Source organism: Jannaschia maritima (assembly GCF_030973515.1).
GTDB lineage: Bacteria > Pseudomonadota > Alphaproteobacteria > Rhodobacterales > Rhodobacteraceae > Jannaschia > Jannaschia maritima.
This window is the reverse complement of sequence record NZ_JARGZA010000003.1, coordinates 178161-191634: the sequence shown is the minus strand read 5'-3', so window position 1 is coordinate 191634 and position 13474 is coordinate 178161. Positions and strand designations below refer to the sequence as shown.

Genomic DNA, 13474 nt, shown 5'->3' with positions numbered 1-13474 from the left:
CATGAGGCCGTTATGATCCGTTCCGAGTTGATACAGAAGGTAGCCGAGGAAAATCCCCATCTTTATCAACGGGATGTGGAGAAGATCGTGAACGCGATCTTCGAGGAGATCACCGAGGCCCTCGCCAGCGGGGATCGGGTCGAGTTGCGTGGGTTCGGTGCCTTCACCGTCAAGCAGCGGGAGGCCCGGGTCGGCCGCAATCCCCGGACGGGCGAATCCGTCCAGGTCGACGAGAAGCACGTCCCATTCTTCAAGGCGGGCAAGCTCCTGCGCGACCGGATGAACGACAAGGGTTGATCCAGGACACGGGGCTTCGGATCCAGGCCATGAACCCACGTCCGCCCATCCATCGCTGGACAGGGTCGGGCGGCGAAGCTACGTCTGCGCCATGACGTTCCTTCGCCTCCTCTTCCTCGCCCTCCTCGCCATCTGCCTGTTGATCGTGGCCCTGGCGAACATGGGGCCCGTGACCCTGCAACTGCTGCCGAACTTCCTCGCGGCCTATGTCGGGCTCGGCTCGGTGACGCTGCCGAAGTTCGTCGTCATCCTCGCCGCGATCGCGGTGGGCCTGCTGATCGGGTTCACCTGGGAATGGCTGCGCGAGCACAAGCACCGCTCCGAAGCCGCGCGCCAGCGGGCCGAGAAGGAGCGCCTGGAGCGGGAACTGGCGAAGTCCCGCGCCACGACGTCGGAGCGCGACGAGATCCTCGCCCTGGTCGAATCCCCCCGCTGACATGCTGCGCGTGACCCGCCCGGGCGGTGGGGTCCGGGTCAAGATATGCGGTGTGCGCACCCGTGCGGACGTCGATGCGGCGGCCCGGTCGGGGGCCCATTACGTCGGCCTGAACTTCTATCCGAAATCCCCCCGGTCCGTGTCGCCGGACCGCGCTCGCGACCTCGCGGCGCATGCCCCGATGGGGCTGGCGAAGGTGGCCCTCCTGGTGGACCCGGACGACGCGGCGCTCGACGCCCTGCTGGCGGTCGTGCCGGTGGACATGGTGCAGCTGCACGGGGCGGAGGCGCCGGACCGCGTCGCCGCCGTCCGGGCCCGCACCGGCCTGCCCGTGATGAAGGCCATCGGCATCCGGGACAGGGGCGACGTGTCCCGCATCGCGGCCTACGAGGCGGTGGCGGACCAGGTGCTGATCGACGCCAAGCCGCCGAAGGACGCCACCCTGCCGGGCGGCAACGGCGTGGGCTTCGACTGGTCGCTGATCGCGGGCCGGACCTGGACGAAGCCGTGGATGCTGGCCGGCGGCCTTCATGCCGGGAACGTGGCCCGGGCCGTGGCCCGCAGCGGGGCCCGTCAGGTCGACCTGTCGTCTGGCGTCGAATCGGCCCCCGGCGTCAAGGACGCGGGTCTGATCGCCGCCTTCATGACCGCTGCCTCCGCCGCCTGATCCCGCACGCCCCCTTGCGTCCGGCTGGCCGCGCGTGGGACATTCCCGCCGGCCGCAGGGACAGGGGGACGACATGCCGGACGATCTGCTGAACAGCTTCACGACGGGACCGGACGAACAGGGCCGCTTCGGTCAGTTCGGCGGTCGCTTCGTGTCCGAGACCCTGATGCCGCTGATCCTGGAACTGGAACGGCAATACGAGCACGCGAAGACCGACGACGCCTTCTGGGCCGAGATGCACGACCTGTGGGCCCACTACGTCGGCCGCCCCAGCCCGCTCTACTTCGCGGAACGCCTGACCGAACGGCTCGGCGGGGCCAAGGTCTACCTCAAGCGGGACGAGCTGAACCATACCGGCGCGCACAAGATCAACAACGTCCTGGGCCAGATCATCCTTGCGCGCCGCATGGGCAAGACCCGCATCATCGCCGAGACGGGGGCCGGTCAGCACGGCGTCGCCACCGCGACCGTCTGCGCCAAGTTCGGGCTGAAATGCGTCGTCTACATGGGCGCGCACGACGTCGAGCGGCAGGCTCCCAACGTGTTCCGCATGAAGCTGCTGGGCGCGGAGGTCGTGTCCGTCACCTCCGGGCGCGGCACGTTGAAAGACGCGATGAACGACGCGCTGCGCGACTGGGTCACGAACGTGTCGGACACGTTCTACTGCATCGGCACGGTGGCGGGGCCGCACCCCTATCCGGCGATGGTCCGCGACTTCCAGGCCATCATCGGTCAGGAAGCGAAGCGGCAGATGATGGAGGCGGAGGGCCGCCTGCCGGACACGTTGATCGCGGCCATCGGCGGCGGGTCCAACGCGATGGGGCTGTTCTATCCCTTCCTGGACGACGCCGAGGTCGCCATCGTCGGGGTGGAGGCCGGGGGCAAGGGCGTGGACGACCGGATGGAGCATTGCGCCTCCCTGTCCGGCGGCCGGCCTGGGGTGCTGCACGGCAACAGGACGTACCTGCTGCAGGACGACGACGGCCAGATCCTGGAAGGGTTCAGCATCTCGGCTGGTCTGGACTATCCGGGCATCGGGCCGGAACACGCTTGGCTCCACGATATCGGCCGAGCGACCTATGTCAGCATCACCGACCGCGAAGCGTTGGACGCGTTCCAGCTGTGCTGCGAGACGGAGGGCATCATCCCGGCGTTGGAGCCGTCGCATGCCCTGGCCCATGTCACCAAGATCGCCCCGGACCTGCCGGCGGATCATCTGATCTGCATGAACATGTGCGGGCGGGGCGACAAGGACATCTTCACCGTCGCCCGTGCGTTGGGCTGGGACATGGCGGGGGCGTAAACCCGCGGGATACGGGGCCGGGCGGGGGCCCTGCGGCCGATGGCGGCGTCGGGGCGGGCGGGCCACGTCGTGGTTCGCCGGGGCCGTCCCGGCGCATCCGCAAAGGAACCGACCATGACCATCCGAACCATCGCGACCGCCGCCGTTCTGGCCGCCATCGCCCTCCCCGCCGCGGCACAGTCGCAGGACCGTCGCGCCCAGGTCTTCGACCGCGTGGTCGAACGGTGGGAAGCCCGGGGTTTCAGCGACATCGCCCGCGAAACGGGGGGCACCCGCGACTATCTGACGGCGAACGGGCCCGACGGCGCCATCCGCGTCCCGTTGCCCACGGAAGCCGAACGCGCGGAACGCCGGGCGCGCGTCAAGGAGCGGCGCGCCGAACGCGGTCGCCCGACGCGCTGACGTGGGGCCGACGCGGCGAACAGTCCTGACCTGGCTCGGCGCGTCCGCCCTCGCCGCCGTGGCGCCCGCGCCCGCGGCGGCGCAGGACGATGCGGGGTCGTTCGCGGACGATGTCGTCGCGGCGCTGCGGGACGAGGGATACGCCGACATCCGCGTCCGCCGCACGTTTCTGGGCCGCATCCGGATCACGGGTCGGCGCGACGGCTGGCGACGCGAGGTCGTCCTGTCGGAAAGTCGCGGCACCATCCTACGGGACGTCGAACGCCCCCTTCGCGGCGGGGGGCGCCCGCGCAAGCGCGCCTTGTGGCGCAGGCATCTCCACCGGGGGCGCCCGTGATCGGCGCGCGCGTTCTGCTCGTCCTGCTGTGCCTGCAGGGGATCGGTGCCACCTTCCTGTTGCTTGAACTGGGAAGTTCGATCCTGGGGCTCGACCTGCCCGTGATCGACTGGACGCTCTACGAGGTGCTGGAGGTCGTGTCCGCACTGGCCCTGCTGACGGGCAGCGCCGTGTCCGTCCGCTTGCTGCTGGCCGTGCGCGCTCGGGCGCAGCGGGCCGAGACGGCCGTCCGCGCCGCCAGGGGCGCCTTCGCGCAGGTCATGCGCGAACGGTTCGACGATTGGGCGCTGACGCCCGCCGAACGGGACGTCGCGACCCTCGCGCTGAAGGGGTTGTCGGGGGCCGAGATCGCGGCCCTGCGCGGCACGTCCGAGGGCACGGTGAAGGCCCAGACGGCATCCATCTATCGCAAGTCCGGGACATCGGGCCGCGCCCAGCTGCTCAGCCTGTTCCTGGACGAGTTGCTGGACGCCCCGAACCCGGCAGTCGCCGTGCCTAGTCCGTGAAGCGCACGCGCACGGTCGGGTCGCCGGGCAGGCCCAGATAGGTCACCATCGCCTCTCCACCGGCCTTCGCGGGCGGCATGAGGGGCCCGAAGGAGCCCACGCTGATCAGATCGCCCGGTCGCAGGGTCACGCCGTCGCCCACCAGCCACATCACCGCCTGCGCCGGATGGCCCAGCACGGCGGCGCCCGGCGCTTCCGTCAGGACCTCTCCCGCGGCGTCGGTCATGCGCACGGTCATCGACCCGAGCGCCGCGGCCATGACGGCCGGCTCCTCGACCGGGATCGCCGCGCCCAGGACGCCCATCCTGGGACCCACGCCCATCGAGGTGATCGTCTCACCGGTCAGGGGCTGGCCCTGCGCCAGCATCAGGTCGGGCAACTCGATAAAGGGATGGATCGCGGACACCGATGCCATCACAGCCTCCGGCGTGGACGCCTCGTTGATTGCGGCGGAGCCCACGACCATCACGAGGTCGGCTTCGAAGAACGGCACGATGCCGAACGCTGCAGGCACCGCCGCCCCGTCCTCCAGCATCATATCGCGATACAGGACTCCGCGCACGGGTTCGGTTACGCCGAACCGCTCCTGCGCGGGGGGCGAGGTGAGGCCGGCCTTGTACCCGATCACGGGCCCCAGTTCCGACTCCATCGCCGTGGCCAGCTTCGCCTGCGTGCAGCGCGCGTCCTCCATCGATCCGTCGGCACCCAGGGCCGTGGCGGGAGTCCTGGCGGTGAAGGCCTCCACGAAGGCCGCGACCTCGTCGTCCGTGGCGCAGGCGGCCCATGCGGCGGGCGCGGCCAGGATTGCGGCGGTCACGGCGGCGGCGGTGCGGATCGTTCGGGGCATGGGGCGTCCTTCCGGTCGGTTGCGTCGCCGCAGCATGGCCGGGCAAGCCTCGTCAGTCCACCGTGGCGGCGTGGACCTGCAGCACGGCCAGGGGAACGACGTCGAGCGCGCGCTCGTGCGTGGCTGAAAGATCGACCTGCGGCGCGATGCCTTCCTCGTGGGCCTGAAGGAACCGCGCGGCGCACAGGCACCAGCGGTCCCCCGGCTTCAGACCGGGGAATCGGAACTCCGGCCGCGGGGTGGACAGGTCGTTGCCCAGGTACTTGCTGTGCGCCAGGAACTCCGCCGTGACGACGGCGCAGACGGTGTGGCTGCCGGTGTCCATGGGACCCGTGTTGCAGCATCCGTCCCGGAAGAATCCGGTCATCGGATCGGTGGAGCAGGATCCGAGCGTTCCGCCCAGGACGTTGCGTGCGGGCGCTTGGCCCGGTGGGGTGGACATGGCGGCCTCCGGCCCGTGGTCTGGATCCAACGACCTGTGGCGTTTCAATGACTTGTCGAGGGTATCGTCGGATCAGCCAGACACGTCCTGCGCGTCCGCGATCGCGCGGAGCATGTCCACCGTCGCGTCCATGACGCCCGGCTCGCGGAAACCCCGGTCGGCAGACGTCACGACCACCACGACGTTCCGCACCCGATCGACATAGACGAACTGGCCATAGATCCCGCGCGCGACGACCTCGCCCGGCCGGGCGCCTGGAGGGATCCAGAACTGATAGCCATAGCCCCAGGCCCCCGGCGGCGTCCGTGCCGATGGCGTGGTGGCCGCGTCGATCCACGCGGCGGGCACGATCTGCCGGTCCCCCACATGTCCGTCGTTCGCCAGCAGCAGGCCCATGCGGGCATAGTCGCGCAGCCGCAGGTTCAGTCCACCCAGGACGAAGGCGGTGCCGTCCCCGTCCGTCAGATAGTACGCATCGGACAAACCCATCGGACCTGTCAGCTTCTCGGCCATCAGGTCGGGGATCGCCTGTCCGGTCGCGCCGCGCAGGACCATGCCGACCACATGGGTGTCCATCGACACGTACTGCATCCGCACCCCAGGTTCCGCGTCCCGCCCGGTCAGGTCGGCGGTGAAGTCGTCGAGCGCGCCACCGAGGGCCAGGGCGCGGCCCATTCGGTTGATGTCGCTGTCGGGGTCGAGGTAATCCTCGTCGAAGGCGATCCCGCTCTCCATCCGAAGGACGTCCTCCAAGGTGGCGCCGTCGTACGCGCTGCCCGCCAGGGCGGGGACGTGCCGCGTGATCGGATCGTCCAGCGCGACCGCGCCCTCCTCGATCAGGATGCCGGTCAGCAGGGACAGGAAGGACTTCGCGACCGACCAGCTGATGCGGCGATCGTTCGGACCCGTGCCCAGGTGATGGCTCTCGTGGGTCACCGCGCCGTCCGACAGGACGATCAGGCCCGTGACGGCGCGGTCCGCGATCCAGGCCTCCGCGCCCGGGGGCAGGGGGACGTCCGGTCCGACAGGCAAGGGCGCCACGGGGCCGCCGGGCAGAGAGGCCGTAAGGAACGCGCGGTCCATGTGACTGAAGTTGTCGACGATGCGGTCCTCGTCGAACAGCGTGTTGACGGCCCAAAGGCGGGTCAGCTCCTCCCGCATCAGGACGGCCGTGGCACCCGCGCCTAAGCCCATGGTCAGCAGGGCCAAGCCCGCGCGCTTGACCCAGACGTTCACTTGAACCGAGCCGCCAGGCGCTGCAGCGGGGACAGGGCCGGTTCGGGCTGGGCCGCAGGTTCGGACGGCGCGGCCGGGGCATCCGCGACCTTCGGGCCGCCGAACGACCGAGGCGGCGCGGTGCGCAGGGCGACGGCGTTCAGAAATCCCGACCCGTCGCCCATCGCCAGCTTCGGCGCCCCATCCGACAGGCCGCGCAGCAGATCGTCCAGCATGTCTCCTTCGGCCTTCGCGAAGTCCGACAGGACATGGCCCGTCACCCGGTCCTTGTGCCCCGGATGCCCAATCCCCAACCGCACGCGGGCGTAGTCAGCGCCGACATGGGCATGGATGGAGCGCAACCCGTTGTGCCCTGCATGGCCGCCGCCCGCCTTCAGGCGCACTTTGCCGGGGGCCAAGTCCAGCTCGTCGTGCCAGACCGTGACGTCGCCTGGCACCAGCTTGTAGAACTGCATCGCCGCGGCGACCGACCGGCCGGACTCGTTCATGAACGTGCCGGGCTTCAGGAGGACGACGCGGTCCGATCCGAACCGCCCTTCGGCGGTCTGGCCGTGGAACTTGTCGCGGTACGGCCCGATCCCGTGATCCGCGGCGATCCGGTCCAACGCCATGAAACCGACGTTGTGGCGGTTGCCCGCATATCGTGGGCCGGGATTGCCCAGCCCCACCCAGAGCGACAGCGCCATCGCGCCCTCCCGTGAAGAGGTATTCTTTCCGACCCTAGGGCCCGGACCCGGACAAGGCAAAGGGCGCGCCGGTCGCCCCGCGCGCCCCCATCCATCGTCCCGACGTTCCCGTCAGTCGTCCTCGCTCGTCACCGTCTCATCGGTCTGGTTGATGACCTCCGTTTCCGGGGCCTCGTCCTCGTCGTCGGTCTGCGACGCCAGACCCGACGGAGGCTGGATGTTGGCGATCACGAAGTCGCGGTCGATCGTGGGCTTCGTGCCCTCGGGCAGCGTGATGTCGCTGATGGTCAGGGTGTCCCCGATCTCCATGTGCGACACGTCGGCGACCAGCTTCTCGGGGATGTCGCCCGCGGTCACGCGAAGCTCGACCTCCGGGCGGACCGTCGTCAGGACGCCGCCCTTCTTGATGCCGGGGGCCTGTTCCTCGCCCGTGAACTCCACGGGGATGTACAGGTTCACCTTCGACGTGCGCCGCAGGCGCATCAGGTCGACATGCGTCGGCAGGTCCTTGACCGTGTCGCGCTGCACGTCGCGGGCGATGACGCGGACGTCCTCCTGCCCCTCGACCTTCAGGTTCCAAAGCGTCGCCAGGAAGCGCCCGGCCTTCAGCTTCTTCAGCAACTCGTTGAACGGGATCTCGATCGCCGCGGGGTCGGCCCCACCGCCATAGACGACGCCGGGGACCATGCCCCTGCGCCGCGACGCCCGAGCGGCCCCCTTGCCCGTCCCCGTGCGTGCGTGGGCGACGAGATCCGGAATCTCACCAGCCATGTCATTCTCCTTCAGGTGTCCTGGCGCGCCTCCAAGGGTGCCGCGCCACCGTGTCGAAGGGCGCCGCCTAGACACCCTGACGGGCGATGGCAAGGGGGAAACCCGTCCCGGTCCCGGGGGCGCGACGGCGCCTATCCGGTGATGTCGCGTTGCATGCGGAACGCGGGCATGACACGCGCGGGTCCATGTCGATCCTGTCCGCCCTGGCGCTGTCGCGCGCGCCCTTCACCGCCTTCGTCGCCGTGGGCCTCGCCTGGGGGTCCTTCGCCGCCGCCGTGCCCGACATAAAGGCGCGCCTGGGGGTGGAGGACGCGACCTTCGGCCTGCTTCTGCTGGGGACGGCCATCGGGTTGTCCACGACGCTGTGGGCCGCAGCGCGGTGGGACCGGGGGTTGGGGCGATGGGCCATGCCTGCGGGCACGATCCTGTTGGCGGTGGCGATGCAAGGGCTGGGCTGGGCCGCGATCCCGATCGTCTTCTTCCTCGCCCTGACGATCGCCGGGGCGTGCAGCGGTCTGACCGACGTCGTGATGAACAGTCGCGTGGCCGAGATCGAGGCCCGCAGCGGGCAGAGCCTGATGAACGTGAACCACGCGATGTTCTCCGTCGCCTATGGGGTGTCCGCCCTGCTGACGGGGTTCCTGCGGGAGGCCGGTCTGCCGCTCGAGGGGATCTTCGCGGTGACGGGGTGTTTGATCCTGGTCACGGCGCCATTCCAGTTCATGCGGGTCGACCCGGTGGACGAGGCGGGGGCGAAGGCCGCCCGGCTGCCCCTGGCCGTCGTGGGTCTGTGCGGCGGCATCGTGCTGATCGCCTTCATGTCGGAGGCGACCGTCGAGTCCTGGTCGGCGCTCCACATCGAGCGCACGTTGGGCGGCGGTGCCGCCGAAGGAGCATTCGGCCCTGCCATGCTGGGATTCACCATGGCGGTGGGGCGCTTCTCCGGACAGGCTGTGGCGGCGCGCATGTCGGAGGTCGCGGTGATCCGCATCGCCGCCGCCCTGGCCGCGACCGGCGTGCTGATCGCCGCCGCGGCGCCCAGCCCCGCGGTCGCGTATCTGGGATTCGGCCTTCTGGGCCTGGGGATCAGCGTGATCGGACCGATGGGACTGGCCCTGGCCGGACGGTTGAGCGACCCGCGGGTGCGCACCGCCGTCATCGCCCGCGTCGCCGTGATCGGCTTTACCGGGTTCTTCTTCGCGCCCGCGCTGATGGGACTGGGGGCCGACGCGTTCGGCCTGCGGGTCGCCTTCGCGCTGGTCGCCGTACTGATCGCGGGGCTCTGGCCCCTGACCGTCGCGGCGAAGAGCCGCTGAGGGGTTCAGGTGTTCCCCTCCTCCCACTGGCCGCGGAAGTCCCTGGGCACCAGGAGGTTGTGCCGTCCCACCGCATGGATGTCCTTCTCGCCGCACAGCGCCATCGTGGTGTCAAGCTCCTTGCGGATGACGCTCAAAGCCTCCTCCACCCCCTTCTGGCCCATGGCCCCCAAGCCATAGATGAAGGCCCGCCCGATATACGTCCCCCGCGCGCCCAGGGCGATGGCCTTCAGGACGTCCTGGCCGGACCGGATGCCGCCATCCATGTGGATCTCCGTCCGGTCGCCGACCTCGTCCACGATGTCGGGCAGCATGCGGATGGACGACAGCGCCCCGTCGAGCTGACGTCCGCCGTGGTTGGACACGACGATCGCGTCGGCGCCCACGTCCAGAGCCATTCGTGCGTCCTCCGCATCCAGGATCCCCTTCAGGATCAGCTTGCCGCCCCACTTGTCGGCGATGCGCTTGATCTTGCCCCAGTCCAGCCGGGGATCGAACTGCTCCGCCGTCCAGGACGATAGCGAGGACGTGTCGGTGACGCCCTTCGCGTGGCCCACGATGTTGCCGAACTGGCGGCGATGGGTCCCCAGCATGTCCAGGCCCCAGCCCCATTTCGTCGACAGGTTCGCCAGGTTGCGCAGCGTGGGCTTGGGCGGGGCGGACAGGCCGTTCTTGATGTCCTTGTGCCGCTGGCCGAGGATCTGCAGATCGAGCGTAAGGACCATCGCGTCGCAGCCTGCCTCCTTCGCTCGGCGGATCAGGTTGTCGATGAACTCGTCGTCCTTCATCACGTAGAGCTGGAACCAGAACGGCGCGCCCGTGGCCCCCGCCACGTCCTCGATGGAGCAGATCGACATCGTGGACAGGGTGAAGGGCACGCCAGCCTTCTCCGCCGCCTTGGCGGCCAGGATCTCGCCATCCGCATGCTGCATTCCAGTCAAGCCGACTGGTGCGAGGGCGACGGGCATGGCCACGTCCCGCCCGATCATCGTGGTGGCGAGGCTGCGGCCCTCCATGTCGACGGCCACCCGCTGGCGCAGGCGCAGCAGGTCGAAATCGGTCTCGTTCTCCCGGAACGTCTGCTCGGTCCACGACCCGGACTGACAATAATCGTAGAACATCTTCGGCACGCGGCGGCGGTAGATGCGGTGCAGGTCTTCGATCTCGGTGATGACGGGCGGCATGACGACTCCGATTCATTCCGGGTCGATTCGTATCACCCCCGTCCGTCCGGGCAAATGCGACCGGTTGCATATAGTCCAACATTGCACCATACAGTGCAATATTGCACTAGTGGAGCATCCGATGACCCTGTCCCGCCGATCCTTCGTCGCCCTCCTCGGCGGCGGCACCATCGCCGCCGCAGGCGGGGGGGCCGCCGCCTTCGCCGTGACCCGCACCCCCCACGCCGCCTTGGCCCCGTGGGACATGGCGGGCGGATATGCCGATCCCCGCGCGCGAGCGCTGTCTTGGGCCCTTCTCGCACCCAATCCGCACAACCGTCAGCCTTGGACCGTCCGGATGGATGGCGACGACGGCATGACGGTCTGGCGCGACCCCGATCGCGACCTGCCCGTCACCGACCCGTTCGGGCGGCAGTTGACGATCGGCATGGGCTGCTTCCTCGAACTCGCCCGCATGGCCGCCGCGCAGGAAGGGTTCGCCACCGAGGCCAGGCTGTTCCCCGACGGCGAAGGGCCAGGCGATCCGATCGCGCACCTGCGCCTGATCGACGATGCCGCCGTGCCCGATCCGCTATTCGCGCATGTGCTCGACAGACGATCCCATAAGGAACCGTTCCGTTCCGATCCGGTGACCCCGCAGGCGGCGGCTTCGCTCACACCCCATTGCCGCGTGCATCTTGGCGGGCCCGTCCATGCGGTCCTGCTGGAACAGGCCAATGCCGCCCATTTGGCGGAAGCCGCCACGCCGGCGGCCTGGCAGGAAAGCATCGACCTTTTGCGGATCGGCAAGGCGGAGATCGTGGCCGACCCCGACGGGATCGACGTCGGCGGGCCGATGCTGGAAGCGCTGGCGCGGTTGGGCGTCCTGACCCGCGAAGCCGCATCCGACCCCAACCACCCCGCCGCGCGCGGCAGCATCGAAGCGACGTCCGACGCGATCCTGTCCGCTCCCGCCACGACGACCATCGTGACCGCGACGAACACCCGCCTCGACCAGATCGAGGCTGGGCGCCTGTGGCTGCGTCAGAACCTCGCCGCGACCGGCGCGGGCCTCGCCCTCCGACCCGTCAGCCAGGCCCTACAGGAATACGCGGAGGTGCGGCCGATGCACGACGCCGTCCACGCCGCCGCGGCACCGGACGGGGGCACCGTTCAGATGCTGGGCCTGCTCGGCCACGGGGCGCGCACGGCCCGCACGCCGCGCTGGCCGTTGGAGTCGCGCATGGTCTAAGGGGGGCCATGTCAGACGACGACGTGTCCACCGCCTTCGCGGTCCTCAACGAGATCGGCATCATCGCCCAACTCGGGCGGGCCACGTTCGAGGCGCGGCTGCCCCCCGGCGTCATCCTGCCCCAGTGGTCCGTCCTCAATCACCTCGTCCGCGTCGGCGACGGGCGCACCCCGTTGGACATGGCGCGCGCCTTCCAGGTCCCCAAGACGACCATGAGCCATACGGTCGCCGCCCTCGAACGCCGCGGTTGGGTCGAGTTCCGGCCCAACCCGGACGACGGACGCTCGAAGCGGGTCTGGCTGACGGCGGCCGGACGGGCGTTCCGCGACGACGGCATCGCGTCGGTGGCGCCCGATCTCGCACGGATCCTAGGGGATCTTCCATCGGGAACGATGGAGGCATTGTTGCCCCACCTCCGCCACCTGCGGGAAACGATGGACGCGGCGCGGGACTGAGCCCCCGCCGCCGCCCGTCACTCCGCCGCCATCGCCCCCGCCGCCTTCGCCAGCGCCTGATCCAAGTCGGCGATCAGATCGTCGGCATCCTCGATCCCGATGGACAGGCGCACGACGTCGGGGGCGGCGCCCGCCGCGATCTGCTGCTCGGCCTGCAACTGGCGATGCGTCGTGCTGGCGGAATGGATGCACAGGCTGCGCGTGTCGCCCAGGTTGGCGACGTGGCTGAACAGCTTCACGTTGTCGATAAACCGCACGCAGGCGTCGTAGCCGTCCTTCAGCGCGAAGGTGAACAGCGCGCCCGCGCCCTTGGGGCAGACCTTGTCGGCCAGCACCTTGTAGGGGGACGATGGCAGGCCCGCATAGGTCACGGCCTTCACGGCCGGGTGCCCTTCCAGCCAGGCAGCGATCGTTTCCGCGTTCCGGACATGGCGGTCCATCCGCAGCGACAGCGTCTCGATCCCCAGGAGGGTGTAGTGCGCCGCCTGCGGGTTCATCGTCATGCCTAAGTCGCGCAGGCCGATGGCGATGCCGTGGAAGGTGAACGCCATCGGGCCGAACGTCTCGGCGAAGACCGTGCCGTGATAGGCGGGCTCGGGCTGGGACAGGCTGGGGAACTTGTCGTTCGCGGCCCAGTCGAACCCGCCCGAATCTACGACGCACCCACCCGTGACGGTGCCGTTGCCCGTCAGGTACTTCGTGGTGGAATGGACGACCAGCGTAGCCCCGTGCTCGATCGGGCGGACGAGGTAGGGGGTGGCCGTGGTGTTGTCGATGATCAAAGGCACGCCGGCCGCGTCCGCAACGTCGGCGATGGCGCGCACGTCCATGATCCAGCCGCCCGGGTTGGCGATGGCCTCCCCGAACACAGCGCGGGTGTCGTCGTCGATGGCATCGCGCACGGCGTCCAGGTCGTCGAAGTCCACGAACTTGGCCGACCACCCGAACCGCCGGATCGTCTGGCTGAACTGCGTGACCGTCCCGCCATAGAGGCGCGTGGACACGACGATGTTGCGACCCGGCCCCATCAGCGGGAACAGTGCCATGATCTGGGCGGCATGGCCGCTGGAACAGCAGACCGCGCCCGCGCCCCCTTCCAACGCGGCGATGCGATCCTGCAGCACGGCGACGGTCGGGTTCGTGAGGCGGGAGTAGATGAACCCGACCTCCTGCAGGTTGAACAGGGCGGCGGCGTGGTCGGCGTCGCGGAACACGTAGCCGGTGGATTGGTAGATCGGCGTCTGTCGGGCGCCTGTGGCGGGATCCGGTCGCGATCCGGCATGGACCTGCAAGGTGTCGAAGCGATGGTCGGTCATGGTGGCCCCCCTCTCATGGCGGGCCCATCCTGCACCGTCGCG

At 69.6% G+C, this 13474-nt stretch carries 17 protein-coding genes; 10 read left to right on the top strand and 7 right to left on the bottom strand.

The annotated features are described in order from the left end of the window. Positions 1–12: 12 nt before the first annotated feature. From ihfB to P0084_RS03890, 7 genes are all read left to right on the top strand, one after another. Positions 13–297: an integration host factor subunit beta gene (gene ihfB / locus P0084_RS03920; RefSeq protein WP_308915499.1), complete on the top strand. Its 285-nt coding sequence runs from the start codon at positions 13–15 to the stop codon at positions 295–297. Positions 298–388: 91 nt separating this feature from the next. Further along, positions 389–733 carry a LapA family protein gene (locus P0084_RS03915; protein WP_308915498.1) on the top strand — a complete coding sequence of 115 codons (345 nt, stop codon included), beginning with the start codon at positions 389–391 and terminating at the stop codon, positions 731–733. A gap of 1 nt (position 734) precedes the next feature. Next, positions 735–1400 (top strand): phosphoribosylanthranilate isomerase, encoded by a 666-nt coding sequence (locus P0084_RS03910; protein ID WP_308915497.1) that lies wholly within the window; start codon positions 735–737, stop codon positions 1398–1400. Between the two features lie 73 nt (positions 1401–1473). Continuing rightward, positions 1474–2703 (top strand): tryptophan synthase subunit beta, encoded by a 1230-nt coding sequence (trpB, locus tag P0084_RS03905; RefSeq protein ID WP_308915496.1) that lies wholly within the window; start codon positions 1474–1476, stop codon positions 2701–2703. A gap of 114 nt (positions 2704–2817) precedes the next feature. Continuing rightward, positions 2818–3105 (top strand): hypothetical protein, encoded by a 288-nt coding sequence (locus P0084_RS03900; protein WP_308915495.1) that lies wholly within the window; start codon positions 2818–2820, stop codon positions 3103–3105. A 1-nt stretch (position 3106) separates the two neighbouring features. Continuing rightward, positions 3107–3442, top strand: coding sequence for a hypothetical protein (locus P0084_RS03895; RefSeq protein ID WP_308915494.1), 336 nt, complete (start codon positions 3107–3109; stop codon positions 3440–3442). After that, positions 3439–3948: a helix-turn-helix domain-containing protein gene (locus P0084_RS03890; RefSeq protein ID WP_308915493.1), complete on the top strand. Its 510-nt coding sequence runs from the start codon at positions 3439–3441 to the stop codon at positions 3946–3948. The genes P0084_RS03895 and P0084_RS03890 overlap by 4 nt, the downstream gene beginning before the upstream one ends. Here the strand turns inward: P0084_RS03890 and P0084_RS03885 are convergent. From P0084_RS03885 to P0084_RS03865, 5 genes are all read right to left on the bottom strand, one after another. After that, entirely contained in the window at positions 3938–4795 is an 858-nt protein-coding gene (locus tag P0084_RS03885) for a 2-keto-4-pentenoate hydratase (protein WP_308915492.1), read from the bottom strand. The two genes, P0084_RS03890 and P0084_RS03885, sit on opposite strands and share 11 nt — an antisense overlap. Positions 4796–4847: 52 nt before the next feature. Continuing rightward, entirely contained in the window at positions 4848–5237 is a 390-nt protein-coding gene (locus P0084_RS03880; protein WP_308915491.1) for a DUF2237 family protein, read from the bottom strand. A 72-nt stretch (positions 5238–5309) separates the two neighbouring features. After that, complete coding sequence (locus P0084_RS03875; protein WP_308915490.1) at positions 5310–6473, bottom strand: serine hydrolase domain-containing protein; 1164 nt, start codon at positions 6471–6473, stop codon at positions 5310–5312. Continuing rightward, the gene (pth, locus tag P0084_RS03870) at positions 6470–7153 is read right to left on the bottom strand and encodes an aminoacyl-tRNA hydrolase (RefSeq protein WP_308915565.1); all 684 of its coding nucleotides are present in this window, start codon (positions 7151–7153) and stop codon (positions 6470–6472) included. Before pth ends, P0084_RS03875 begins: the two co-directional genes overlap by 4 nt. A gap of 117 nt (positions 7154–7270) precedes the next feature. Next, positions 7271–7930 (bottom strand): 50S ribosomal protein L25/general stress protein Ctc, encoded by a 660-nt coding sequence (locus tag P0084_RS03865; RefSeq protein WP_308915489.1) that lies wholly within the window; start codon positions 7928–7930, stop codon positions 7271–7273. Positions 7931–8115: 185 nt separating this feature from the next. On the opposite strand from P0084_RS03865, the gene P0084_RS03860 reads away from it, so the two are divergent. Further along, on the top strand, positions 8116–9246 hold the full coding sequence (locus P0084_RS03860) for an MFS transporter (RefSeq protein WP_308915488.1): 1131 nt from the start codon (positions 8116–8118) through the stop codon (positions 9244–9246). Between the two features lie 5 nt (positions 9247–9251). Here P0084_RS03860 and P0084_RS03855 read toward each other — a convergent pair whose 3' ends face one another. Next, the gene (locus tag P0084_RS03855) at positions 9252–10430 is read right to left on the bottom strand and encodes an alpha-hydroxy acid oxidase (RefSeq protein ID WP_308915487.1); all 1179 of its coding nucleotides are present in this window, start codon (positions 10428–10430) and stop codon (positions 9252–9254) included. Positions 10431–10551: 121 nt separating this feature from the next. On the opposite strand from P0084_RS03855, the gene P0084_RS03850 reads away from it, so the two are divergent. After that, the gene (locus tag P0084_RS03850) at positions 10552–11661 is read left to right on the top strand and encodes an Acg family FMN-binding oxidoreductase (protein ID WP_308915486.1); all 1110 of its coding nucleotides are present in this window, start codon (positions 10552–10554) and stop codon (positions 11659–11661) included. A gap of 8 nt (positions 11662–11669) precedes the next feature. Further along, positions 11670–12116, top strand: a complete 447-nt coding sequence (locus tag P0084_RS03845; RefSeq protein WP_308915485.1) for a MarR family winged helix-turn-helix transcriptional regulator — start codon at positions 11670–11672, stop codon at positions 12114–12116. Positions 12117–12133: 17 nt separating this feature from the next. Here P0084_RS03845 and P0084_RS03840 read toward each other — a convergent pair whose 3' ends face one another. Then, positions 12134–13432: an O-acetylhomoserine aminocarboxypropyltransferase/cysteine synthase family protein gene (locus P0084_RS03840; RefSeq protein WP_308915484.1), complete on the bottom strand. Its 1299-nt coding sequence runs from the start codon at positions 13430–13432 to the stop codon at positions 12134–12136. Positions 13433–13474 lie beyond the last annotated feature (42 nt).